Here is a 25,480-nt window from a genome sequence, read left to right as displayed (position 1 = left end):
TACTATTGAATGGGCAATGAAAATTTATTACTTGTCGGTGGCAAACACTGCGAATCATTACACACCATAAACTCAACGATACCTGTTACCGCTGTTTTTACTTTCGCTTTTACTTTAATGGCTTGCACAAATTTTACCGTGTTGGAAAACTGTTTTACATCCACTCCAAACAATTTTTCATGGCGTTGCTCCAGCTTACCTTCTTCTTTCGCAGTACCCACCAATGTTACCAAAGGGTTCTTTGAAAAATTAATGGTTGTTGGTATCGGTCCGCCTTCAGGTGTTGTTTGTGAATAGAGATGCCAGCCTTTTTCAATCGTTGCCGTAATATGCACTTCGTACGTAGTGGCATTTACTTTTTTTAACGTGTAACTCCATTTTACAGGGTTCTGTATTTGAGCATCGGCAAAAAAGCCCGACAATAGCAACACGAGTAATACTGCTGTTTTCCTCATTGTCTTATTTTTTTATTGTCAATTGAATTTGTTGAGCAATCTATTAGAAATAAAAAGCTGTGTTCTACTTTACTGGGTATTATTACTTTTTCTATCATCTTTTTGGGTGTTCAAGACGTATACAACAACTGTCTACTTTTCTTTTGCCACGAGCGCTGGCAAAAAATAGTAGTAAGCAAGCGAAATGCTTTTGAAAACTTTGATAGTAGACTAACAACCGTGCTGTTTTACCCCAAGCGATAGGAAATTTATTTTTGTAAGGGCAACCCAAGAGTTAAAATGCCGATTGTATTAATATAAATGCTGCCGGTTGATGTGCACTGGTCGGCCATTAAAACACTTTTAACAGCAACACGCCACAGCAAATCGAGTATTTAGATAAGAGTCGGCGGGTGTGGCTAATACATTCATTTTTAGTGCAAATTCTTGCCAATTCGTGGTTCAATAACGTCTAGGGTACTAACTATTAAAAGAAACAAAAAAAGGGCTCTATTGCTAAAACCCTTTTGTATTGGTTGTAACCTCGTCAGGATTTAAACTTCAAATTGAAAACTGTTAACATCCAATTACATACCTATATCAATGCCTTAAAAACTTCCCCCTCAGTGAAACATCACCCATTTACTACACATCATTTCACTTGCAGAACAAAACTACAAATGTTGATTTGCAAAAAAATGATATTGAAGTATGAAAGCCAATTGAGGACAAAAGGAATCTGTGTAAGACAAAAGGGCTCCATTGCTGAAACCCTTTTTATTGTGTATCCGATCGCTTTACTGTCAGGTTTATCCTTTCGTTCGTACGGTACAACCTGGAATCTTATTATTGATTACGTTGATCAAAAAAATCAATCAGCTGATAGACGTTTGTATTTAACTCTTTCATTTTCTCGGTAAGATCGCTGTACAACGAATAACCAAGTGTTACAATTCCTTTATTCGCATCTCTGTTCGATGGATCAGTCTTTAAATTAGAAGGATCATTATCCTGGTACTTGAACCAATGAAATCCCACGCAGTTTTTTGATTCCAATAAAGCCAATGTGAAATTCTGATAAAACAGTCCACGATCTTTTTGCGTACGAACAATCCAGCCTGCACCGGAATAGTTGGGCATACCACTGTCCTCCCCTTTTGTGTACCATTCTGTAATGATAAAAGGCCTGCCGCTCCATTTTTCCCAATTCACTACATCTTCCTGCAAAGGCGTCCACTCACGGTAATAGTTCACCGCAATAACATCCACATATTTTCCTGCTGCCTGAAACACTTCAGCCACTTTCTTTTCGTAAGAGTGAAAACGGCTGCCGAGATAAAGATGATTGGGATCGTATTTCTTAATTGCTTTTGAAACAATGGAATAATAACGATCAGCCATTACACCTAAAAATTCATGACGCTCTTTATCAGTGATCTGTGCAATTGTAAGACCTTTTTCCTGTAACCATTTTTTTGCTGCTACACAACCATGATCAGTTGAATCTTTCTTGGCGAGGTAACGATCCAATGATAAACGCTGAAACGGCATTTCATTATCAGAGAAATAACCAAAGAGATTTTTATCATTCTTGTTCGCTGCCAATTGTTTTGCATACTCATCACAAAAAGCTTCAAACTCAGGATCAAATACAAAAATGGTATTATCAGGATAACCGGTATGACCGGGCAATTGATAGGTCTGCCCTTTCTTACGTCCATAATCACTCATAAATCCCTTGATGATGGTATAAGAAAAAGGCTTTTGTTGCTGATCACTTAGCTTTTGAAACGATTCATTATCGGACCATGCTCCCAATGCATTATAGCCAAGATCGATCATTTGTTGCTTTGTTGCAGCTGCCCATTTTTCTTTACTGCCAAACTGTTTCATCATCAATTCTCTGCTGCTGTCTGATGCAGCAGTGGCGACATTATTCAACGCAATGTTGATCATGGGATGTCCGGTTGGATCAACGATCCACCACCGTCCTTTCACTTTTTCTGCTCTGAAAAAACCGGTTGCCTTCAACTTCATATCAGTACGTGCACCATATTGATTGAGCTTCACATTGGCCTTTGGTTGAAAGCTGTTAAGTGTTTGTATGGATCTTGTTGGATACCATTTCCACTGACCATAGACTTTCTTTTCACTGTTCGCCACCATCGATTCTACTTTCAATGTATACTCAGCAGAAGCCTGTGCGATCAGTTTGGTGGATAGCTGTAACAGCAAACACACTGCTACAAGAATCAGTTTACTTGTATTTATTCTGCATGTCATCATAAAATGCTTTTAAAATATGGAATGCTTTTTTCTTTTTCCCTGTTTCTGAAATCAATCCTTTACGGTTCCAGTAATCCTGAAAGTAAGGGTGCTGCCGGCGGGGAGAGCGGAAGTCGGTTAATATCCACGGCGTCATTCCACGAAGACCGCTGATTGCAGTCAGCATTGTGAATTGATTTTTGTATAACAGCTCCTGGTACTCTTCGCTCCATCTTGTTTCATCATCTGCATGATAACCACCCAATGCATCTGCACCAAACTCGGTGATCACAACAGGTTTGTTATACTTAATATCGAATTTATAATTCAACATATCTTTTGTGTTACTCCAATACCAACCAGCATATTCGTTGAAGCTTACAAGATCAAGCTTATCACCCAATGGATCTTCCACTACCACATTACTTCCATTGCGATGAATTTCCAATGCAGCTGCCACTAATCTTGTATCATCCAACGAACGTGCAGTTGATACCAGCTTGCCCATAAATAAATTACGTGGATCGCTTAATGGTGTCTCGTTTCCTACCGACCAAATGATAACACTTGAACGGTTTTTGTCACGAATGATGAGATCACTCAACTGCTGTTGTGCATTCGCAAAGGTTGCAGGGTTTTCCCATGAGATGGTCCAGTACACAGGCACTTCGGCCCATACCATCAAACCCATTTCATCTGCAAGACGTACCATTTCTTCGCTATGCGGATAATGTGCAAGCCGCACATAATTACAATTGAGTTCTTTTGCCCACTGCAACATCATACGCATATCGCCTTGTCCTCTTAAGCGACCGGGGATCAATGGATTTTCATCATGCAATGAAATGCCACGCAGGAAAACAGATTTGCCATTCAATAAAATGTCCTGTCCTTTTGTTTCGATTGTGCGGAAACCAATACGATCTGTTATTTTATCAACGGCCCCCGCAATTTCAACCGTATATAGTTTTGGGCTTTCCGGTGTCCAGTAATTTAATTTCTTAACAGGAATGGTTACCACTGCTCTTCCTTTTGCATCAGTAACAACAGATTGCCTGATGCCTGCTTCAGGAATACTGATGGTTACTGTTTGAGACGTTTCAACTCCGGCAAGCTGTACAAATCCTTCAATACGGTTTAAATTTCCTTTTGCCAGTTGAATTTTATAATCAGCAATATAAGTAGTGGGCACTTCTGCCAGCAATACATCACGGGTTATACCACCATAGTTCCACCAATCAGTATTAACGGTTGGTATTTCATCCTGGTGACGGGTATTGTCTGCTTTTACTACCACAAAGTTTTCTCCCTTTGTGAGTTTGCCTGTAACATCAAATTGAAATGGAGTAAACCCACCTTTATGAATACCTAACTTCTTTCCGTTGAGGTACACATGTGCTTCATAGTTTACTGCGCCGAAGTAGAGAAAATATTTTTTATTTGCTTTTGGGTCTGCTTTAAATTTTTGACGAAGCCAGATTGTGCCTTCATAAAATTCCAACTTATCAGATTGAGAATTCCAATCGCCGGGTACTTTCATGTTGGGCGATAAAGTAAAATCGTATTCAATCAGCTCACCTTTATCTTTCTGTTGGCGGTCATCATAAAAACCGCCTTTGCCTGTTGCCGATTGGTCAAAAGGTGTGTGGCGGTAATCGTAATAACCCATTTCATAAGGATCAATGATATAATTCCATCGCCCATTTAAGCTGAGATGCGTTCGCCCATAAATATTCTGCAGCATATTGTTTTGGCTCAACCCCTTAACTAAAAAAGAGCACAAAACAATTGCTGTCAGAAATAAATTTGCAATCCTGTTCTTTCCTTTCATAATAAATACTGTTATCGCTGTTAATTACTTGTTCTTATTTTACTGCGTTGATAATGGAGTAATAAGCAGGCTTACGCTTATATACCGCATCAAATGGTAATGGCCAATCAGGAGCACCTAACCATCCCGGAACCCACGAATCAGCATCGCCTACATTCCAGGTAGTGATACCATATTTTTGAGCTGCAGGTATTGCGTTAAATGTTTTTACAACATAACCATACTTGGCAGCCTGTTGTGTTGCCATGGCCGTTGTAAATGTTAAACCCTGTACTTTGTCATTATTCAACCTTATATCAAGTTCTGCGATATGGACTTTTAATCCTGTAGCTGCAGCAGCATTGATTGCAGTACTTATGTTAGCATCGCTTTGCGTTACCGTCATATGAAACTGCATGCCTGTTCCATGAATTGGTATTCCACGATTCTTAAAATCGGTGATCATATTTGTAATGGCAGTACGTTTTGCTGAACTGTATTCATGCCCATAATCATTATAAAAAAGGATCGCATCAGGATCGGCTTGATTGGCATACTGGAAACAACGGGCAATATAATCATCACCTAATTTTTGTCGCCAGATGCTGTTACGCAATACGCCGCTATCTTCAAATGCTTCGTTCACCACATCCCAGGAAGTAACTTTTCCTTTGAAACGAGTTACCACTGTTTGAATATGTGTCTTCATGATGTTTTCAAACGCTGCAGAATCACCGGAGTAATTTGTAACCCATGATGGTAACGATTGATGCCAGATGAGCGTATGACCATGCACTCTCTTTGCACCATTTGTTTGTGCAAAATTTACGAGGTAATCAGCATCGGTCCAGTTATATGTATTCTCCTGCGGATGCAATGCGCCAAACTTCATGGCATTTTCTGCAGTGATACTGTTATACTCATGCTTTGCAACATCAGCATACTTTGTATTTGTACGGAGCAGATTGATGTTTACTGCGCCTCCAAACTTAAACGGCAGCATTTTCTGTAAACTGGTATCCGATGCAGGAATAACCGGCACAGTTGTACCTCCGGGCTTACTTCCTTTTTTGCATGACGATACCAGCAGCAATACTACGATTGCATAAATAATTCGTTTCATTGAAATAGATTTTAGTAGCCTGTGTTTTGAATCAATGCCGGTTGGCGGTTAATATCGTTTTGTGAAAATGGATAGAGATAATTCCTTGCAAGAAATACTCTGTTCTCTACCTGGAAACGTTCGTATTGCAATACGTTATTCGCATCTTTTGTAATACGCATACCTGTTACAGGTGTATTTAATAAGGCTTCGCCCAATTTCCAACGACGTACATCAAAGAAACGGTGACCTTCAAAACACAATTCAATTCTGCGTTCGTTTTGGATACGTAGGCGCATCTGATCTTTCGTTAAACCGGCAGGCAATGCAGGCATGGCCACACCTGAACGTGCACGAACACGATTTACATTTGTATACACATCAGCAACCGGTCCCTGTGCTTCGTTGAGTGCTTCTGCATAGTTGAGCAATACTTCTGCATAGCGAAACAAAACCCAGGGGCGTCTTGCACTGGTATTCGATGCCTGATTCCATGTGACTGCTTCGCTTAAAAATTTACGCATATAATAACCGGTACGTGTGGCGTTGGTATTTCTGTTCAACCCATCGTTACCACCAACAAATGTTTCTACAGCACGACCTTTAAATACACGTGTGTTGTAATTAACAGTCAATGCAAGACGTGGATCACGTGCATTGTAGGGGTTGTTAGGATTATATCCTGAAGTAGGATCAGTGATTGTTTTGCCATTCGTCATTTCAAACGCATCTACAAATTCCTGAATAGGATTTGTGCGGCCTCTTGCACCATCATAACTGATAGGCGCATTATTGATCTCAATATCATTTCTGTTGGATGCCTGTGTTGCAAAAATCACTTCATTGTTATAAGCTGCTGCACCAAAATTAAAGATGTTGGTATAAGGAGAAATAAGTTGGTGTTTATTTGAATCAATCAAGGCCTTTGCTGTATTCGCTGCCAGTTGCCATTTGCTTACATCATTCGTTGTGTTATACAACGGACTTGCAGCATACAATAACATTCTTGATCGCAAAGCTAATGCCGCAGTTTTTGTTGCTCTTCCCCGATTGGCAGCACTCCACGATTGGGTCCAGGTGGGAAGTAATGCAATAGCAGAATCGCAATCTTTTACCACTTGTGCCACACATTCTTCGAACGTATTCTTTGGTAAGTTGAGATCTTCTGTACGTTCAAATACTCTTGTAGCCAATGTAACAGCACCGTAACGCTTTACCAATTCAAAATGAAACATTGCACGGAGAAAATATGCTTCACCTTGTAAACGTTTTATCTGCGCAACAAATCCTGTATCAGCATTGGTCATTGTTGTTAACTCAGCTGTAGGAATAATCACTGCAGTAGGAACTTTTACGAGAAACAGATTTACTTTTCGCAAACCATCATACATACTGCTGTAAACATTATCGAACGTACGCAGTGAGCTCCAGGTTCCGTTATTAATAATATTGATCGATGAATTTGCATTGGAGTTTACAGCTTCATCACTGGCTGAAGCCAGCATAGCACCATCGCCATCCAGATCAAAACCTGAAGGCACATTGAAATAGGCATTATTCAAAAATCCTCTGGCATAACTATCATTACCCCACACCTGCTCTTCGGTAATGTTCCCTTCTGTTGTACTTCCATCCTGTAAAACATTCTTTTTACAACCTGCCGAGAAAGCAAGGAGGATGATGAGACCGAATTGGAAAATATATTTATTCATAATTGACAACTTATTAGGCATGATTAAAAATTAACAGTTACCCCTGCTGCAAATGTTTTGATGTAAGGATAGTTTGAGCCGTAACCTGATGTAGGAATTTCAGGATCTATCGGCAGATCATTCACTTTACTAAAGGTGAAGATGTTAAATCCTGTTACATAAAACCGGCAGTTGGTTAATTTCATACGTTTCAACAATTGCGGATTCAGTGTATAACCAAGCTCTGCAGTTTTCAAACGCAGGTAATCGCCGGAGCGTAACCAAAAAGTAGAGTTGGCTGTATTATTCCCTCTGTCCACAATCGTTAAGCGTGGATAAATGGCTGTTGATTTATTTGTTTCGGTCCATGCATCTACACCAAATTGATTGATGAAACCTGTGTTCACACTTCCGGAATTAATGAGATCGTTGATCTGTATCGTGCGACCCATCACACCTTGGAATTGAAGTGCCAGATCAAAACCACCTGCTCTTAACTGTGCCCCAAAACCATAATAGGTATCAGGTATATCTGAATAATCTGTCATTACAAAATCAAGATTATCAATTACACCATCTCCATTCACATCTTTGTAACGGATATCACCCGGCTTTACACTACCGGCGAGTTTTTGTACTGGTGCTGCTGCAATTTCCTGCTCTGTTTGAAAAATACCTTCTGCAATCAACATCGAACGTACAAGCCCACCTCCCTGAATAACACCACCAATGATACTTCCGAGTTGTTTTTGATAAGCAGGCAAACCTGCTTCTTCATTAATAGCTAACACCTTATTGGTTACATGTGTGTAATTCGCATTCACTGACAAATGCACTTTGCCAAATGATTTGTGATAAGCAAGAGAACCTTCATATCCTTTATACTGTGCAGAACCTTCGTTTACACGTACAAGGTCCTGGCCGAGAATATTCGGCAACAATGCATCAGTAAGAAGATCTGTACTCTTTTCATAAAAATATTCGAATGTTACATTCAACGACTGATTGAATAACCTGCTGTCGAACCCAACACTCATCTTCTGAAATTTCTCCCATGTAAGATCAGTATTTCCCAAACTAACCTGTGTTGTATTCGATACTGCATTGTATCCGGTTCCGAATACATATTGTGTACCACCTCTTGAAAAATAGTCTCTGTAAGCATAGCGACGCTCATTAAGTGCATCATTACCGGTTAAACCGATAGAACCCCTGAGTTTAAAATAATCGAGGAACTTAACAGACTGTAAGAATTTTTCTTCTGAAATAATCCAACCGGCAGATGCTGCGGGGAACCAGCCATATTGTTTACCGGGTGCAAAACTTTGCGAACCGGAATACGAAGCAACCACATCAGCAAAGTAGCGTTGCTTAAAATTATATGAAAGTCTGTTAGCAAAATTGAGTCGGGTATTATCGAGTCTACCCGGTTGTGCACTTACAAAACTTTGAAATCTTGAAGATGCTTTAAAACTATTGTTACCGAATGTGCGGTCGTAATCGAGCCCGCCCCAGAATTCATTATTACGCAGGTTACCACTAAAGGTTGTTGATCTGTAATTCAAAGGTGCTGCATTACCAAAACGTGTTGCGGTACCTGACGACGACACTTCATACACCTCGTACGATTGTGTAAATCCTGATTGAAACAAACCTGTTATATCATAGGTGTAAAATGCATTCGCTGACAATCCTTTTGTAATAAAATCAAGTTTATGTTTTACGTTGAGTGTAGCCAATAACGTACGGTAGAGATCGGTATAATTTCCATTCTCCGATAACATTGCTTTTGGATTGTTACGAAACAATGCACTCCCACCGTATGTGCCATCGGCATTGTAAACAGGAAACGCATTAGGTGGTGTGCCGAAAATTGTTGACAGGAATGTTGCATTACCTGAGTTCGGATAGCGAAGATTTTCTACACGTCCGCCAACATCCATTTGCACATCGAGTGATTTATTGATATGGATATCGAGATTGGTTCTGAAGTTATAACGCTTGTAATTTGTATTGCCGCTGTACTGACTGTTATCCGCTCCTTTATACAAACCATCTTGGTTGTAAAAACTAAGCAAGGTGAAATAACGTGCAAAGGCATTACCACCACTAATGGTTGCAACATAACGTTGTACCGGCGCAGCAGGTTTAATAAAATCTTTTACAAAATTGTTATTGGGGTAACGATATAAATCGGTGCCTGCTTTGTAACCATCCAGATCGGCCTGGCTGTATCGTGGCGTATTGCCATCATTTGCTAATGCCTGATTATACAATGTTCCGTAGGTATAAGAATCCAATGGGCTCGTCATATCCTGTGGTGTTTGCACACCACCCTGCACATCAAACGAAACTTTTGTTGAAGAGGCACTTCCTCTTTTTGTTGTTACATAAATAACTCCATTTGCTCCTGCCATTCCATACCATGCTAATGATGCAGCATCTTTTAAAATACTGATACCTTCAATTTCTTTGAGATCCATATTTACAAAATCACGCTCCACACCATCAACCAATACCAATGGGGTTTGACTGCTGTTGTAGGAAGATCGACCTCTGATTAAAAACGTCGCATCATCACTACCTGGTCTTGTACCGGTTTGCTTTACATATAAACCGGGAATGCGACCTGACAATACATTGTTCAATGTTGAAAGCGGCAACTGGGGCAACTCGTCGCCTTTAATATTGCTGATGGAACCTGTAACGGCTCTCTTCTTGCGAATACCAAAGGGAATAAACACATCATCTTTATCAGTAGCTTCAATCAAACTCGGCGTCATTGAAATATTGACACCTGTAATATCCATTGCAAGTCGTGAAATGGTATTAAAGCCAGGCTTTTGAAAAATCAGAATATCATTACTGGAACATTCAATTGTAAACGAACCGTCTGTTGCTGATTCGATACCTGATGTTTTTTCCTGAACCAGAATAGAAACACCGGGAACAGGTTTGTTATTTTGATCAAGCAGTACACCCCTTGCTTTTATTTGTGTGCCAGGCACTTGTGCATAACTGTTTGTTCCCAACAGAACAAAACAGAAAATTGTATAGAGAACGTAATATGATTTCATTTGTAGAAGTTGATTTGGTTTACAGCAAAATATTACCATCCCGTGTTTTGCAATAAGATGCCTTTACTCTTGAATATCTCGTTCCGTGGAATGGGATAACGATGCATATAATCTAAGTACACCTTTTGCATGTTGGCAGGTAACAACTCTTTGTTATAAGTAAATGTGCCGTTGCTGTTACGCACTACATTCATCCCATACATGGGTTGTGCAACAATTTCAGGCCCGGCCTTCCAACGCATAATGTCGTACCAACGGAAATCTTCAAACGCCAGTTCCACTGCACGTTCGTTACGGATACGTTGACGCATCTGCGCCTGTGTTAAACCTGCAGGTAATGGCGGCATGGCCACACTTGTTCTTGCACGTATCTGGTTAATGGCATCATATACCGATGCATCCGGACCTACTGCTTCATTTTGCGCTTCCGCATAATTCAATAAAATTTCTGCATAACGGAAATGAATATAATTAAGTACGGCTGTTCCTGCTACGTTTCTGATGTATGGCTCTGGCCACAATTTTCTGCTGTAATAACGGGTAGCTGTGTACGTAACATTACCAGTAAGATAATCTCTGCCTCCACTCCACATTTGTATTCTTCTACCCTGCCATGGTGCATCATTGTATAAGATATTGGCATAAAAACGGGGATCACGGTTTGCATATGGATTTTGCGGATCGTAACCTGATGCAGGATCAGCTGGAAGCAAACCTGTTGGTTTCATTTCGTAGAGATCAACATGATTTTGTGTTGGGTTCAGTTGGCCCTGTGCACCACCGGAACCGGGCGACATGGCAAAGTCTAACAGAAACCCATCGATTGTTCTTGGTCCCCTGATCTTGATCATGATGTATTCAGGAGATGTTGTTACGTTGAGAATATCTGTATACGTTGCCTGCAATGAATAACGGTTCAAATCAATCAATGATTTAGCAGCAGCAGCTGCGGCAGCCCACTTCGTTAAATCATTTGTTTCATTATTCAAACGGCTCGCAGCAAATAATAATAAACGGGACCTGAGTGCTTTTGCAGCACCATTTGTTGCACGGCCATAATTTGATTGCGGATAATCATCCGGCAATAATGGTTCGGCTTTCTCAAGATCAGCTAAAATAAAATTCACACATTCTGTGTACGTATTTCTTGGCAAATCAATATCCTCATTCGGACCATATACTTTGTCTACAATGATCACACCACCAAATCGCTTGATCAATTCAAAATATAGAAATGCACGGATGAAATACATTTCTCCTTTAATTCTGTCAGGCGATTGATTTACTGTCCATGGAACATTATCCATCTTTGCCAACATGGTATTTGTTACACGAATACCTGCATAAGCTCTCGACCAAACATCACCAATATCATTTAAGGATGCTCCGCCTCTTTCGTAATGATCATGATAAGTACCGTTTGTTAATGTACGGATGGATATTTCGTTGTTGCCGGATACCGCTTCATCTGCAGCCTGGCCGGTAATACCACGGTGTGCATTAAAACGTGCATACTCGTCAATTAAATGATTGTAGGCATTATCAGAATATTGTGATGCCAATACAGGATCGGCAAATATCTTTTCTTCTGAAAGGTTTACGCTTGGAGCTCTGTCAAGAAAGTTCTTGGTGCAGGAAGCAAAGCAAAACAGGAACAACACGTTCAATGATATATATATAGCAGCTTTCATTTGAACTCATTTTAAAGTTGAAGATTAACCCCGAAGTTGTAAATCCTCGATGTGGGGTAAATTGACTGTTTGGAAAAATCAGTATTCGACAGATTGATATTCTCAGGATCTAAATACATTTTATACTTCGTCCATGTAAATAGATTCTGTCCTGTCACGTATATTCGCAACCCTTCGATCTTCATAGCACTCAACCAACTCTTTGGCAGGTTCCATGACAACTCGATGTTCCTGATCTTTAAATACGATGCATCCTGTAAAATAAAATCGTTCAATCGATAGCTGATGTATGCATTTCCCCTTGAGTGCAATGCAGGCCATGTAGCTTCTGCTGCTTTATCTGCTGTCCATCTGCCTTTTTGAAATTCATACATCTGCTGACCATTATTCTGTTCAGATAAGATCACATCAGAACTTACATTGGCAACACCTTGAAATAAAATGCTTAAGGAAACGCCTTTATAACTGATCGACGGAGAAAAACTATAGATGTATTCAGGCGTTCGTGAATAACCAATTGGCACCACATCATCTGCATCAATTTTCCCATCGTTGTTATAATCTTTATATTTCAGATCGCCCGGTATGGGTTTGCCCAATGTGTTGGTGGGAGAGTTAGCAATATCATCAAGCGATGAATAAAAACCATCGGAGAGAAACCCAAAGAACTGACCAACAGGTTTACCTTCCTGTTTCAAATAATCAGGACGACCCGGCGGCTCATCTCGGCTGATAATTTTATTACGTGCATAAGAGATTTGTGCAGATATGCCCCAACTGATGTTGCGTGTGTTTCTACGATAGTCTACTTCCACTTCATAGCCTTTGTTATATACACGACCGATATTCAACGCAGGATAAGTTTGCCCGTATGTTTGAAGGCCGGAAGAACGATTGGTTAAGATATCAACCCTGTTTTCATCAAACAGATCTACAACAATTGACAATGATGAATTAAACAAACTTGCTTCAAGACCAATATTTCGCTTTGTACCTTTTTCCCAGGTAACATCAGGATTGCCAAAAGAAGTAGGTACCACTACCTGGTAATTCACCAATGATGTTGGCAAACCAAACTGCACACCTGTACCCGGTCTTGAATAAACGGGATCGGTTGATAGGCCACCGGAAATCTGTGAGAAATTATCTAAAAACAGAAAGCGTGTATTCAATTTATCGTTACCCACAATACCATACGATCCACGTATTTTCAAATTCGTTACCCACAAAACATTCTGCATGAAATTTTCTTTGCTTAATGTCCAGCCTGCAGATACAGCAGGGAAGAAACCATACTGCTTTCCTTTTGCAAATTGTTCCGATCCGTTATATGCTGCATTGAATTCAACAAAATATTTTTTGCTGAGGTTATAGGTAATTCTTCCCACTAAACCTTGTGATGCTCTTGGCGGTGCATTCAAACCTGAACCCTGTTGATTGATCAATTGACGTGTAGCTAACAGCAACCCGGTAAATGCATGTTCACCAAATGTGCGGTCGTAATTAAATCCGGTTTGTAAGTTCGAACTGATCAAACCATCATACGAAGAAATCAAACCACTCAATGGTTCATCACGTGGTCTGTCGGGCGACAATGTAACTTCTTTCGTTTGACGATTAATGACATAAGCTGCCCACACTGCGTTTCTTCTTACATTACTGGAGAAATAAGAATCATAACCAAATACTGTTTTAAAACTCAAGCCCTTGGTTACAGCATCCAGTTTATAATTTAAGTTAAATGTACTTTCCAATGTATTACTGTCATCTTCACGGGTTCCCCAACGTGTAATTACCGCATAAGGATTCCAGATATTTGTACCAACATTTGGATTTTGTGCAATACGTCCATCAGGCAACATCACAGGATAGGCGAACGAAGGTGTTTGTAAAATCCTTGAGATCATCGCTTCAATATTATCATACGAAAAAGAACCGGAACCTGAACGTAAACCAGCCGGTTGGTAACGGCTACCGAGCTTGCCTCCTAATCGAACACCGATCTGCAGATCTTTACTCAATGTAAAGTCAACATTGGTTCTGAAATTATAACGGCTGTAAGAAGGTGTGGTTTTAAATCCAAATGGCGATTCGAATTTTTTGAAGATACCATCTTCAAACAAATAACCAATCGATGCAAAATACTTGATCACTTTAGTACCACCGCTGATACTTAAGTTGTGTTGTGTTTGCGGAAATACTTTTCTTGTTAAATAATCAAACCAGTTCACATCAGGATAGCCCAATGGATCAGAACCATCTTTGAATTTCTGCAGTTCATCCTGTGTCCACGTTTCAGTTAACCCATCATTACGATTGGCTTCATTGATCAATAATGCGTTATCATATGCACTCATTGCTTTTGGAATACCTGTGTATGTTTGAAAACTCACATTACCACTGTAAGAGATACGTGGTTTACCTTCTCTGCCTGATTTTGTTGTAATAACAATTACACCATTTGCACCTTTAATACCAAACACTGCTGTTGATGCAGCATCTTTTAACACAGTAACTGTTTCAATTTCGTTTGGATCAATATCGCCAAACCCTGCACGCTCAACTCCATCGACCACAACTATCGCTGCATTGTTATTGTAAGTTGCAGAACCACGAATATTGATGAGGGCTTCATTGTTACCGGGCTGACCGCTGCGTTGCACAGCAGATAAACCGGTAAGCCTTCCAATCAAACTGTTTGTTACGTTTGAAGTTGGTGAACGCAGAATTTCTCTTCCACTTACTGTTGTTACTGCACCCGTTACCGACGCTTTGCGTTGCGATCCGTAACCAACTATTACCACATCATTCAATGATGCAGGAAGAAGTTTCAAGGTTACATTAATAACGTTCGCATCTTTTACTGTTATTTCTCTTGTTTCGTAACCCACAAAACTGAAACGCAGTACCGCTCCTTTTGCAACCTGTATGCTGAAACTTCCGGTAGCACTTGTTGCAGTTCCAACGTTTTCGCCAATAACTGTAACAGATACTCCCACAATTGGATTGTTCTCGGCATCTTTTACTATACCTGTAATATCTATTTGAGGAATTGGTATGGGTATTGGAGCACTGTTGCCGTCTTTGCGTTTAATTGCAATGGTACGATCAACAATTTCGTAAGTAAGTCCCTGACCTGCTAAACAGGAATCAAGCACTTGTGTGATGCTTGCATTTTTAAGATTAACGGATACTTTCCCGGCCTTTTCAATGAGTACATTCTCATAGAAAAAACCGTAGCCGCTTTGCTTTTTAATGAGCTTGAAGATTTTCTCCAACGGCACATTCTGTTCTGAAATGTTGATCTTCTGTCCATAGCCGGTGGCACTCACCTGCAACGCAACAGCAATCATAAATACAATCGTCAGCTTCATAATCAGAAGTAGTTTTGGCGGAATGACCCATGATCTGGGCATGGCATTACTACATACAAAGTTTTGCATACTTTTGTAAGGTTTAGGTTTTGTTAAGCAATCCTGGTCGATTGAGAATGAATACCTAGGCATATTCTCCAGGGGCGTTGCACCGCTCCTGGTTTTTTTATGTATCCACTCCCGTTTTTATACTGAGTTGCAGTTAGTAAATAACTGATAATCTATTTTGGTCAATTTTGAATTGTATATCTGCTGCATCCAGCAATTTCAATACCTGCGACAAACTCATATTCCTCGACATTTCAACAGAAAAAAAACGCTTCTTCTCTACACCTTCATAATTCACATCAATATTATACCAACGTTCAAACTGGCGCATGATGGTGGTTAAACTTGTATTGTCGAAATAGAAATTTCCGTTTTTCCACGCAACTGCTTCATCAACATTGCCGGGTCCAACTTTCATGACTCCTGTTGAATTGACATCAGCCTGCTGTCCCGGTTTTAAATAACCGGAAGATGAACCGCTGTTTAGTTTCACAGATCCTTCTAATAATGTTGTGCGTGTGGCAGCTTCGTTTCCATAAGCCATGATATTAAAGTGTGTGCCTAACACTTCTACATCTACGTTATTTGCTTTTACATGAAACGGCATTTTTTCATTCTTCGCAATTTCAAAATAACCTTCACCGGTTAATTCAACAGTACGTGTTGAGCCAGTGAATGCAGTTGGGAAACGAAGTGAAGAAGCAGCGTTGAGCCATGCTTTACTTCCATCGGGCAGCACCACCTGGTACTGACCACCTTTGGGTGTTGAAATAGTATTGAAAGCAATTTCGCCTGTTGATGCTGCATTACTTGAAGCATCATACACGATTAATCCGTTTTTATTTTTCAACACAGTACCGCCTTGTGCGGCAATACTGCCTGTTTTTGCACTGTCGAGCACAATCACTGTACCATCGGCCAATGTAAGAATGGCTTTATCGGTTCCCGGCAACACTTCCTTTGCAGGAGCAGTAGTAATAGGTTTTACAGCAACTGTATCATTCGTTGCAGAAGACTTATTGAAATATTGAAAGAAAATGGTGGCACCAATAAGAATGATCGCTGCGGCAGCAACCTGCGGTAACCAGCGTTTATAGAGAGGAATAACGGTTGTTTCTGTTTGAATATGCTGCAGTAACTCGTTGCGAACACGTTGACTCCACTCTGCTTTTGTAATTGTTTGGATATCGCCTGCTCCGGCATTGTACAGGTCTTTCATTTCCTGTAACAGCACACGATTAGAAGAAGATTGCTGCAAATAATCGAATAACTCAGTTGCTTCCTGCGGAGTGCAGTTGTTATCGATATAGCGTTTAATTAAACGTTGGTAATATCCGGTTTCTTTATTCATAATGGCAAAAAAGCAGCTCGCTTCCTAGTATATATCGTTGAATTAAAAAAAAGGGTGGGTTAAAAAAAAGAAAAATAAAAATTTTTCAGGGCTTCTGTGTCAGCAGGAATAGAAAGAGTAACGACATATCCCCGTGTTGCGAAAAATACTCCCGGATGTTCTTCATCGCCATCACCATGTGTTCCTTAACCGTATTTCGGGAAATGCCCAGTTCTGCCGCCACTTCCTCGTAACTCATACCTTCCTGCCGGCATAGTTTAAACACTTTCTTTCGCTGAACAGGTAATTGCTCCACTGCATGGTTCAGCAAGGTCTGGTACTGTTGCCAGAGTAAACGGTTTTCGGCAGATTCTGCATTACTGCCAAGCTCAGCCATAACAGTGCTGCGCAGCGTATCATCGGTGGCAATTTTCTTCAATAGCGCAAAGGCTTTGTTGCGGCTTATCTTATATAAAAAGGCGGGAAATGATTGTTGAGGATTAATGCGTTCCCTGATTTGCCAGATCTTAATGAAGACTTCCTGCACAATATCTTCGGCTAATTCAGGCACTTTCACCAGCTTAAGTACCCAATTGTACACCAGTGAATGATAACGATCATACAAAGCAAGAAAGGCCTGTTGATCGCCTTGTTGCAATCGCTCCATTAATTCTATTTCGTCAAAGAATTTCATCCAGCAGTTCAATCATTATCATTCAAACAACCTGCACAGCAATCAATAAAAGTGAATCAGCAGGCATTAACGGTTTAAAAATAGAGATATTAAACGACTTGGCTGAAAAGCACCGGTTTTACGGCTGAAACCGTCCTCAAAAGTATCAACATCAGCAAAACATACAAACTATTTTACGACAACCTTGTCGTTATTATTTTCGGCAAAAAAGACGCAAATAAGTACATTCATTCTGGTGTGGGTTAAACTACTTCACAAGTTGTAAGTCGAAAAGCCCAAACAGATCTGTATGAAACAAATGTCTTTCCTTTCATTGCTCTTTCTATCAATCACTTCCATCATTAACCTCTCCTGTAAAAAAGATAACAACACTGATAATGGCAGTGGTAATACCAACACCGTACCCGCAGTTTATTTAAAAATATATGGTGCAACAAGTATTACATCCGATGGCACATTCATCACCATTAAAACAAATGGCAACCCCGATCATAAAAGTGTGTATTACCCCAACGGCAATGCGTTGTACGAAACATTCAGCGGCACTACTTTTGGCGGCAACACATTTACAAAAAATCCAAATTCAATTATTACACAAAACTATACGTTCAAAATTCCGCTTAATCCAACTGTGGCATCAACACATGCTGCCACACCATTGGGTGCAATGGGAGTTGCGGTAAATGGCATTCCTCTATACAATCAGTATGCAGGTCCGGCCCAGCCACTTACCAACGAAGTGATGAGTTTTGATCAATATTGGGGACACCCGACTGCAACCGGTCGCTATCATTATCATGTAGAACCACTTTACCTTACTACTGTAAAGGCAACTAAATCTTCGTTAATGGGTTTCTTGCTTGATGGATTTCCGGTATATGGCCCCGAAGAAAATGGCGCAGCTGTAACAAATGCAATGCTGGATGCTTATCACGGACATACCCATGCAACAGCTGATTATCCGAATGGCATTTATCATTATCACATCACCAATACAGATCCTTATATAAATGGTAGTGGATATTATGGAACGCCTGGCACAGTTACACAGTAAGATCAACTTACTTTGCCTGATCATGATTTTGTTTGGTTGCTCAAAGCCGGAGAAGAAAGAAGCAAAAACTACTTCCAGCCTTGTTCTGAATATGAATGATGCCCGCATCTCAAATAAGAACGGCATCATTTATTTTAATGATCAACTATTCAGCGGAGTGATCTTTTCGCTATACCCCTCAACTACAGACACCGCTGCAAGCGCTTCTTACCTGAATGGAAAAGAACATGGCCGTTGGGTAAAGTATTACCCCGACCGAAAATTATACGAACAACGAAGTTTTGAAAACGGTAAAAAAACCGGCGTGCTCGAAACATGGTGGCCCAATGGAAACAAACAAACGCATTATATTTTTGCAAATGATGAATACGAAGGCACTTGCCGTGAATGGTCGAGCGATGGATTGCTGGTGAAAGAAATGAATTATCTTAAAGGGTATGAAGAAGGAAGTCAACGATGGTGGTACGATAACGGAAAGATAAAAGCCAATTATATTATTAAGCAAGGAAGACGATATGGATTACTGGGTACAAAAAATTGCATGAATGTATCAGACAGTATTTTTAAAAATTAGTTTATACGTATTGATCGTTTGCTCTTTGGCTTGCTCACCAAAACAACCCAAAGAACAGCTCCCCTATTACAACAGTCCTGATTTTACACCTGTGTTTTTAGCTGCAGGTGAAGATGTGACGAAAACAATTCCACATACCATTGACAGCTTCTCGTTTACCAATCAATTAGGGAACAACATAACAGAGCAAACAGTTGATGAAAAAATTCATGTGGCCAATTTCATCTTTACACGCTGCGCCAGCATTTGCCCGGTGATGACCAAACACATGAAGATGGTAGAAAAAGAATATGCCACTGATAATAACCTTGTTATTCTTTCTTACAGTGTGACTCCGTGGATCGACAGTGTAAATAGACTAAAAGAATTTGCTGAACAGAATAAGATCACTTCATCAAACTGGCATTTACTTACCGGAAACAAAGCTGAGATATACAATCTGGCAAGGCGATCTTACTTTGCAGAAGAAGACCTTGGCTTTACCAAAGACAGTTCTGAGTTTCTTCATACAGAACATGTACTACTTATTGACAAGACCAAACGCATCAGAGGTATTTACAATGGTACACTTCAATTAGAAATTGAGCAGTTAATCAAAGACATCAAGGTTTTACGTGATGAGTAAACCTTTGAACTGTATTCAGAAAAATTAAAACTTCAACGCAAATGAGAGCAGCATTGATCATATCTTTCTTTTTTCTTTTGCTAAGCTCGTTTAATCCTCTTCAAAAGAAAACCGGTTATGTGTACTCGGCAACAGGAAAAATCCACAGCAGTAAACTCGGCGTTGCACTTACACACGAACATCTTTTTTCGAATTTTGGAGCAGCACCTGCTGCGGTAGCCGGTTATGACAGCGCTGCACTTTTTAACCAGGTATTACCTTATCTTAAAAAAATAAAATTGCAGGGAGTACAATCTATTTTTGATTGTACAGGAGCATACTTCGGAAGAGATGTAAAAAAGCTGCAAACCCTCTCACTATTAAGTGGCATCAACATCATTACCAATACAGGTTTCTATGGCGCAGCAAATGACAAGTATGTTCCGGCCTTTGCATTTAGCATGAGTGAAGAAGAAATTGCTAACATCTGGATCAATGAATTCAAAAATGGAATTGACAGTACAACAATAAAACCCGGCTTTATTAAACTTGCGTTTGATGATGGAGAACCATCGGCCATTGACATCAAACTGTTTGCTGCTGGTTTGCTTACGCACAAAGCAACAGGACTAACATTGCAGGTGCATACAGGTAACAATATTGCAGCAGCAAAAAAACAACTGGAGTTGTTAAAGAAATATCAGTTGCACCCAAGTGCATGGATATGGGCACATGCCAATCTTTCAACCGATATGAATTTTCTTATTGAAACTGCAGCAAGTGGTGCCTGGATATCATTGGATGGTGTGAAAGAATCAACCATCGGCAATTATGTGCGTATCCTGAAAGAATTCAAATCAAAAAATGTACTCCATAAAGTATTGCTTTCACACGACGGCAATTCGTTTCCACGAGGTGCAGCTATCAGACCCTATGACGCCATTCAAACACATTTAATTCCTCAATTACAAAAAGAGGGATTTTCTACAGCAGACATTTATCAGCTCACTGTAAAAAATCCCTGTATGGCTTTTCAAATCAGGGTTCGGATGAACAAATGATTTCTTATTGCATCATTGATGGCACGATATTGTTTGAAAACAAATAGTCTGTTCCGCTTTTGTAAATAAGTCCAAACCAACCTCTGTCGTCCCATGGAGTGAACGACATTTTTTCTGCCTTGCAGGTAACTCTAAACAGTTTATAATATCCACGAACGAGATCTGTATTCCGTTCACCAGTATTTGATTGGCGTCCAACTCCAAACTCACCGTAGTTAATGGGCACATCAATCAGTTTTGAATGAACACCTACTTTCTTAATTGCATTTTCAATACTTGCGCTTCCGGGCCATGCTGCATTGCTACCTGTTTGTCCGCAGAATGCCCATGGATCATACGTATGCACTTGTATAGCAAGGTATGCATCGTTACCAGCTCCCGGCAAACTTGCTTTTGTTGGATACACTTCTTCAATCATACCCTGGTTACCTTGTCCGTTTGGTGAAACCATAACGAGACGGGTTATATTGTTGCCACCTGTTGCACGAATGGCATCATAACCTACTTTATTTATTTTTCTTGTATAGTCAATTGCCTGTGCGTTTGTTGGCAATGGATAACCGGTGCCACTCCATTGACCCATTGCTCCTTCCGGTTCGTTAAGTACTTCAAACAACAATTGCTTTGGATAGTCTTTAAAAAAAGTTGCAATGCCGTTCCATAAGGTTGCAAATTTTGTATCGAATGCGGCAGAGCCATCATAGTTATCTTTCAACCAATGTTCATGATGTGTATTGATGACAACATACATTTTTTTTGCCAACGCATAATCAACGATCTCCTTCAATTCAAGAAGTCGTGGATGCGAAACGTTCACATTTCCATTCGCATCAGCAAGATTACTGCTGAATCCCTGCACCCAGGTAATAGGGATACGTACATGCCGCATACCGGCACTGTAATACAAGTCGATAATTTGTTTATTCGTTGCAGGCGATGATGAATTGATCCCGTTTTCAAACGTATTCCCAAGGTTAAAACCAGCAGCCATGTCTTCAATGATCTCTTTGGCTGTAGTTGAATTTGTATTGATCGGGGGTATTGGCGTTACAACTGGTGGAGTAACTACTACAGGCGCTGGTCCACTTGATTTCTTTTTGCAGGATAAAAGAATCATTGCAACGAACAGCAATGGCAGTATTCTGCAAAACACATTCCGAACGGATGTTGCAACTTTTTGAAACTGGTTTGTCATGATTGTTATTTAGTTGATGATGAAATAAATCTGTTACTGAGAAATATCAGTAGCATTCGTTTATAGTATTTTGATCTTGATATTTTTGAATTGCACTTCGTTTCCATGATCCTGCAACAGAATATGTCCTTCTTCTAATTCTCCAAAGCCCGGATACTTTGCATACTTGCTGTAAGCCACCAATGCTTTCCACAGTTGTGTACCACGTTCATACTCCACTGTTATTTTATCGTTGAGATAATGAGTAACCTTGTTGCCTTTCACAATAATACGGGCAGTATTAAAATCAGACTTACGAAAGAATTTATCTGATGGTGCAGGAATAAGATCATACAATGATCCCAACATGCGGTTACCTGCTACACCAAGCTTTGCATCGGAATGTACCTGATCATCCAGTATCTGAAACTCACAACCAATGGAAGAACCTTCGCCTTTGTTAAGGTCTGTATCAACAAAGTATTTGATGCCGCTGTTAGCACCGGTGGTGATTTTAAAGTCGACTGTTAATTCAAAGTTTTTATACTTATTGATTGTAACAATATCGCCGCCATTTGTTGATTCTGCTCCGTTGGAGCTTACCACTTTCAATAAACCGTTTTCAATCACCCAACCTTTCTCAGGAAAGCTGGTGAGTTTAGCGCCTCTCCACCCATTGGTTGTTTTGCCATCAAATAAAAGTATCCAGCCTTCTTTCGCTTCTGCCGGAGAGATGGTATTATCATTACAATTCACTTGAACTATTTTATTATTGATCGGGTTACGCACTTTCGCTAAATCAGTTGTGCAGATGCGGATATTTTTCCATTGAATGGTTTTGCCTTCATCTTCCGGCTTATAAATTTCATGCACCTGCAACGCAATGAAGCCTGATCTTGCATCAACCAGATCATCGAGTATACTTGCACATGCGATTCCATTCAGCCATGTACGAACGGTGTTTCCAATTGCTTCAATACGCACATGATTCCATCCGTTGTTTTTATATGCAGTTTTAGCAGCCGGATTTTTTTCCATCGTATACAACCATCCTCTTCTTGCTTCATCATAAATACCGCCGCTCCATGCTCTTGCTGACGGATCGATTTCAAATTGATAACCGTGTACCCGACCATTCTTAAACGAACTGTTGCTGGCACTCCGGAATTGAATACCGGAGTTTAAGCCATCTTCCACCTTATATTCCAGCTCCAAAATAAAATCATCATACAGCTTTTCGGTTGCTAAAAATGTATTCGGAGTTTTCGATTTAGAAGTGCCGATAATAGTTCCATCCTTTATACTGTACTCTGCTGTGCCATTCAGCTTTCTCCATCCGGTAAAATCTTTCCCGTTAAAAAGTGATTCCCATTTTGCCTGAGATGAAGCGGCACAGGAAATGATGGTTAACAACAAACTCACTATTACTCTTTTTATATACATACTTTATACGATTAATTTTTATTAAAAAATCATTTACTGACTCAGTTTGAAATCGAGATAGTCGTAGTTCATATTGCCATTCGTTAATGTTTTAAGTGTAAGCACATGAACACCTTTTTTCAGTTGAATGGTTGCCAATTGATCGATCCTGTTCCAATGATGCCATTGTCGCCATGCAATTGTTTCCCTGTCGTTTCTTGTTGAAGGAATAACTACTTCAGCAATCTTTTCTTTTCCATCAATCAGTAACGAGATACTTCCATCACCACTTGCAGTATACATGATGCCGATTGTATAGGTTCCTGATTCAGTTACGTTGATGCTGTAATTGATCCACTCACCGGGCTTTGTCCAACCTGCATACAACTCTCCTATTAAAGGTTCAACAAGATTATAGGGACTGTTATCAATATCCCTTGCTTTGGTATAGGAAATATCAACCGCTTCTTTCATTCTGAATTCATTGAGGAACGTGCCGTTTGCAGGATTTAAGTTTCCGCTGCCGTTATTCATTGTATCCTTATCATGGTAGGCAATCCCTTCTCCACCTAAATCGTAAAACTCACACTGCACTCTTCCGGGAATTTGTTGCAGCTGATTATTCCATGGCTTTCCTTGATAATTGCTGAACACAGATTTTAAACCTTCCCGTTGCGTACTGTTGTTCTGTGCAGTTGCATCAAACGAAAGAAACAGTAATAAGAATAGACTGAATCTTATACTGCCGCTGTTTAATGATCGATGTGTGTATGCAACATTCATAATGATTATTAATTAAATTTTCACCTTTGGCATCTTTGGTACAAGCAAACTAAATAGCGACCATGCGATGATATAAGCGAATGCACAAATAATAAACATGATGTAATAGCCCGTTTCAATTTTGCCTAACACCTTGTAATGATCCAATAACAAGCCGGCTGTTCTGGCAATAAGAATACCGCCTATTGCACCAATCATTCCACCGATACCTACTACCGATGCAACAGCTTTCTTTGGAAACATATCAGACACCGTTGTAAAAATATTTGCCGACCATGCCTGGTGTGCAGATGCAGCTAAACCGATGATCAATACTGCATACCAATAATGAAACGTACCCAGCCATTGTGCTGCGAGCATAGGCAATGCACATAAAGCAAAAATGAGTAAGGCCGTTCTGCGGGCTTTGTATAATGGCCAGCCACGATGGATGAAATAACCGGATAGCCATCCACCTGCAATACTTCCAAACATGGCAATGGTATACACAACAGCTATGGGAAATGCGAGTGCAAGTTTCGTCATACCGTATTGTTTATTTAAAAATGAAGGCAGCCAGAAAAGCATAAACCACCATACAGGATCAGTAAAAAACTTCAACAATGCAAAGGCCCATGTTTGTCGATAGCCAAGCAGCTTCAACCATTTAACTTTTGCCGGAGCATCTTCAAATTGTTCATCTTCGATATCATCACTGTGGATGTAATTGTATTCTTCGGTTGATATTTTTTTATGCTTCTGCGGACTATCGTAAAACAGCCACCAAAAAAGTAACCAGATAAGACCGATCGCACCTGTAATGATAAATGCCCACTCCCAACCTAATGTACCTGCTATGAGCGGTACAGATAACGGAGCGATGATTGCACCAATATTGGTTCCCGAATTAAATATCCCTGCTGCCAATGCCCGCTCTTTTTTCGGAAACCATTCTGCTACTGTCTTAATGGCTGCAGGAAAATTTCCTGCTTCACTAAAACCTAATACAGCTCTTGCTGCCATAAATCCTCCGGTAGATACAGCAAAGGCATGACCAATAGCTGCTAAACTCCAAATGATCAACGCTAATGCATAGCCGAATTTTGTACCAATACGATCAATGATAAATCCAGATCCGATCATACCTAATGCATAGGTAATCTGAAAGGCAATTACAATGTTGGCGTAATCAGTTTCCGTCCAGCCAAACAATGGTTCCAGGTAATCATCTTTCAACAAGCTGATCACTTGCCGGTCGAGATAATTAATCGTCGTCGCAAAAAAACCAACGACAGAATGATCCATCTGTATTT

The 25,480-nt window shown here is 40.1% G+C and carries 18 protein-coding genes; 4 read left to right on the top strand and 14 right to left on the bottom strand.

The genetic code is table 11. From position 1 onward, the window contains the following. Positions 1-2: 2 nt before the first annotated feature. From H4075_RS07250 to H4075_RS07205, 10 genes are all read right to left on the bottom strand, one after another. Positions 3-455, bottom strand: coding sequence for a protein-disulfide reductase DsbD domain-containing protein (locus H4075_RS07250; protein WP_182805498.1), 453 nt, complete (start codon positions 453-455; stop codon positions 3-5). Positions 456-1,280: 825 nt separating this feature from the next. Further along, complete coding sequence (locus H4075_RS07245) at positions 1,281-2,720, bottom strand: agarase (protein ID WP_182805496.1); 1,440 nt, start codon at positions 2,718-2,720, stop codon at positions 1,281-1,283. Next, positions 2,692-4,443, bottom strand: coding sequence for a glycoside hydrolase family 2 protein (locus H4075_RS07240; protein ID WP_220494882.1), 1,752 nt, complete (start codon positions 4,441-4,443; stop codon positions 2,692-2,694). Before H4075_RS07240 ends, H4075_RS07245 begins: the two co-directional genes overlap by 29 nt. 121 nt (positions 4,444-4,564) lie before the next feature. Further along, positions 4,565-5,632 (bottom strand): endo-1,4-beta-xylanase, encoded by a 1,068-nt coding sequence (locus H4075_RS07235; protein ID WP_182805493.1) that lies wholly within the window; start codon positions 5,630-5,632, stop codon positions 4,565-4,567. 11 nt (positions 5,633-5,643) lie between these two features. Further along, the gene (locus H4075_RS07230) at positions 5,644-7,323 is read right to left on the bottom strand and encodes a RagB/SusD family nutrient uptake outer membrane protein (protein ID WP_182805491.1); all 1,680 of its coding nucleotides are present in this window, start codon (positions 7,321-7,323) and stop codon (positions 5,644-5,646) included. A 23-nt stretch (positions 7,324-7,346) separates the two neighbouring features. After that, a complete protein-coding gene (locus H4075_RS07225; protein ID WP_182805489.1) occupies positions 7,347-10,379 on the bottom strand; it encodes a SusC/RagA family TonB-linked outer membrane protein in 3,033 nt (1,010 codons plus the stop codon). A gap of 32 nt (positions 10,380-10,411) precedes the next feature. Then, entirely contained in the window at positions 10,412-12,070 is a 1,659-nt protein-coding gene (locus H4075_RS07220) for a RagB/SusD family nutrient uptake outer membrane protein (protein WP_182805487.1), read from the bottom strand. Between the two features lie 11 nt (positions 12,071-12,081). After that, entirely contained in the window at positions 12,082-15,444 is a 3,363-nt protein-coding gene (locus tag H4075_RS07215; RefSeq protein ID WP_182805485.1) for a TonB-dependent receptor, read from the bottom strand. Between the two features lie 202 nt (positions 15,445-15,646). Further along, on the bottom strand, positions 15,647-16,843 hold the full coding sequence (locus H4075_RS07210) for a FecR family protein (protein ID WP_182805483.1): 1,197 nt from the start codon (positions 16,841-16,843) through the stop codon (positions 15,647-15,649). A gap of 85 nt (positions 16,844-16,928) precedes the next feature. Next, complete coding sequence (locus H4075_RS07205) at positions 16,929-17,516, bottom strand: RNA polymerase sigma factor (protein WP_182805481.1); 588 nt, start codon at positions 17,514-17,516, stop codon at positions 16,929-16,931. A 289-nt stretch (positions 17,517-17,805) separates the two neighbouring features. Between H4075_RS07205 and H4075_RS07200 the strand changes: the two genes are divergently transcribed. From H4075_RS07200 to H4075_RS07185, 4 genes are read left to right on the top strand one after another with little or no spacing between them, the layout of a single operon-like run. Continuing rightward, positions 17,806-18,570 (top strand): YHYH protein, encoded by a 765-nt coding sequence (locus H4075_RS07200; RefSeq protein WP_182805479.1) that lies wholly within the window; start codon positions 17,806-17,808, stop codon positions 18,568-18,570. After that, positions 18,542-19,144 carry a toxin-antitoxin system YwqK family antitoxin gene (locus H4075_RS07195; RefSeq protein WP_182805477.1) on the top strand — a complete coding sequence of 201 codons (603 nt, stop codon included), beginning with the start codon at positions 18,542-18,544 and terminating at the stop codon, positions 19,142-19,144. The genes H4075_RS07200 and H4075_RS07195 overlap by 29 nt, the downstream gene beginning before the upstream one ends. Beyond that, positions 19,116-19,769: an SCO family protein gene (locus H4075_RS07190; RefSeq protein ID WP_182805475.1), complete on the top strand. Its 654-nt coding sequence runs from the start codon at positions 19,116-19,118 to the stop codon at positions 19,767-19,769. Before H4075_RS07195 ends, H4075_RS07190 begins: the two co-directional genes overlap by 29 nt. 41 nt (positions 19,770-19,810) lie before the next feature. Further along, positions 19,811-20,809 (top strand): phosphotriesterase family protein, encoded by a 999-nt coding sequence (locus H4075_RS07185; RefSeq protein WP_182805473.1) that lies wholly within the window; start codon positions 19,811-19,813, stop codon positions 20,807-20,809. A gap of 4 nt (positions 20,810-20,813) precedes the next feature. Here the strand turns inward: H4075_RS07185 and H4075_RS07180 are convergent, their stop codons facing one another. The 4 genes from H4075_RS07180 to H4075_RS07165 are packed head-to-tail and all read right to left on the bottom strand — an operon-like array spanning position 20,814 to position 25,472. Next, entirely contained in the window at positions 20,814-22,004 is a 1,191-nt protein-coding gene (locus tag H4075_RS07180) for a glycoside hydrolase family 5 protein (protein WP_220494880.1), read from the bottom strand. A gap of 60 nt (positions 22,005-22,064) precedes the next feature. Further along, positions 22,065-23,426 (bottom strand): 3-keto-disaccharide hydrolase, encoded by a 1,362-nt coding sequence (locus H4075_RS07175; RefSeq protein WP_220494878.1) that lies wholly within the window; start codon positions 23,424-23,426, stop codon positions 22,065-22,067. A gap of 33 nt (positions 23,427-23,459) precedes the next feature. Next, positions 23,460-24,188: a carbohydrate-binding protein gene (locus tag H4075_RS07170; protein ID WP_182805471.1), complete on the bottom strand. Its 729-nt coding sequence runs from the start codon at positions 24,186-24,188 to the stop codon at positions 23,460-23,462. Between the two features lie 12 nt (positions 24,189-24,200). Beyond that, positions 24,201-25,472 carry an MFS transporter gene (locus H4075_RS07165; RefSeq protein ID WP_255460382.1) on the bottom strand — a complete coding sequence of 424 codons (1,272 nt, stop codon included), beginning with the start codon at positions 25,470-25,472 and terminating at the stop codon, positions 24,201-24,203. Between the last annotated feature and the right edge of the window lie 8 nt (positions 25,473-25,480).

Origin of the sequence: Lacibacter sediminis, assembly GCF_014168535.1 — a bacterium.
Classification (GTDB): domain Bacteria; phylum Bacteroidota; class Bacteroidia; order Chitinophagales; family Chitinophagaceae; genus Lacibacter; species Lacibacter sediminis.
The sequence above is the reverse complement of the archived record's forward strand: the minus strand, read 5'-3'. Positions and strand labels throughout refer to the sequence as shown.

Coding starts and splice junctions, on each gene's coding strand:
- H4075_RS07195 (WP_182805477.1), top strand. CDS start 18,542: ATGGAACGCCTGGCACAGTTACACAGTAAGATCAACTTACTTTGCCTG.
- H4075_RS07250 (WP_182805498.1), bottom strand. CDS start 455: ATGAGGAAAACAGCAGTATTACTCGTGTTGCTATTGTCGGGCTTTTTT.
- H4075_RS07205 (WP_182805481.1), bottom strand. CDS start 17,516: ATGAAATTCTTTGACGAAATAGAATTAATGGAGCGATTGCAACAAGGC.
- H4075_RS07190 (WP_182805475.1), top strand. CDS start 19,116: ATGTATCAGACAGTATTTTTAAAAATTAGTTTATACGTATTGATCGTT.
- H4075_RS07170 (WP_182805471.1), bottom strand. CDS start 24,188: ATGAATGTTGCATACACACATCGATCATTAAACAGCGGCAGTATAAGA.
- H4075_RS07220 (WP_182805487.1), bottom strand. CDS start 12,070: ATGAAAGCTGCTATATATATATCATTGAACGTGTTGTTCCTGTTTTGC.
- H4075_RS07210 (WP_182805483.1), bottom strand. CDS start 16,843: ATGAATAAAGAAACCGGATATTACCAACGTTTAATTAAACGCTATATC.
- H4075_RS07215 (WP_182805485.1), bottom strand. CDS start 15,444: ATGAAGCTGACGATTGTATTTATGATTGCTGTTGCGTTGCAGGTGAGT.
- H4075_RS07180 (WP_220494880.1), bottom strand. CDS start 22,004: ATGACAAACCAGTTTCAAAAAGTTGCAACATCCGTTCGGAATGTGTTT.
- H4075_RS07235 (WP_182805493.1), bottom strand. CDS start 5,632: ATGAAACGAATTATTTATGCAATCGTAGTATTGCTGCTGGTATCGTCA.
- H4075_RS07245 (WP_182805496.1), bottom strand. CDS start 2,720: ATGATGACATGCAGAATAAATACAAGTAAACTGATTCTTGTAGCAGTG.
- H4075_RS07200 (WP_182805479.1), top strand. CDS start 17,806: ATGAAACAAATGTCTTTCCTTTCATTGCTCTTTCTATCAATCACTTCC.
- H4075_RS07185 (WP_182805473.1), top strand. CDS start 19,811: ATGAGAGCAGCATTGATCATATCTTTCTTTTTTCTTTTGCTAAGCTCG.
- H4075_RS07240 (WP_220494882.1), bottom strand. CDS start 4,443: ATGCTGCAGAATATTTATGGGCGAACGCATCTCAGCTTAAATGGGCGA.
- H4075_RS07165 (WP_255460382.1), bottom strand. CDS start 25,472: ATGGATCATTCTGTCGTTGGTTTTTTTGCGACGACGATTAATTATCTC.
- H4075_RS07175 (WP_220494878.1), bottom strand. CDS start 23,426: ATGTATATAAAAAGAGTAATAGTGAGTTTGTTGTTAACCATCATTTCC.
- H4075_RS07225 (WP_182805489.1), bottom strand. CDS start 10,379: ATGAAATCATATTACGTTCTCTATACAATTTTCTGTTTTGTTCTGTTG.
- H4075_RS07230 (WP_182805491.1), bottom strand. CDS start 7,323: ATGAATAAATATATTTTCCAATTCGGTCTCATCATCCTCCTTGCTTTC.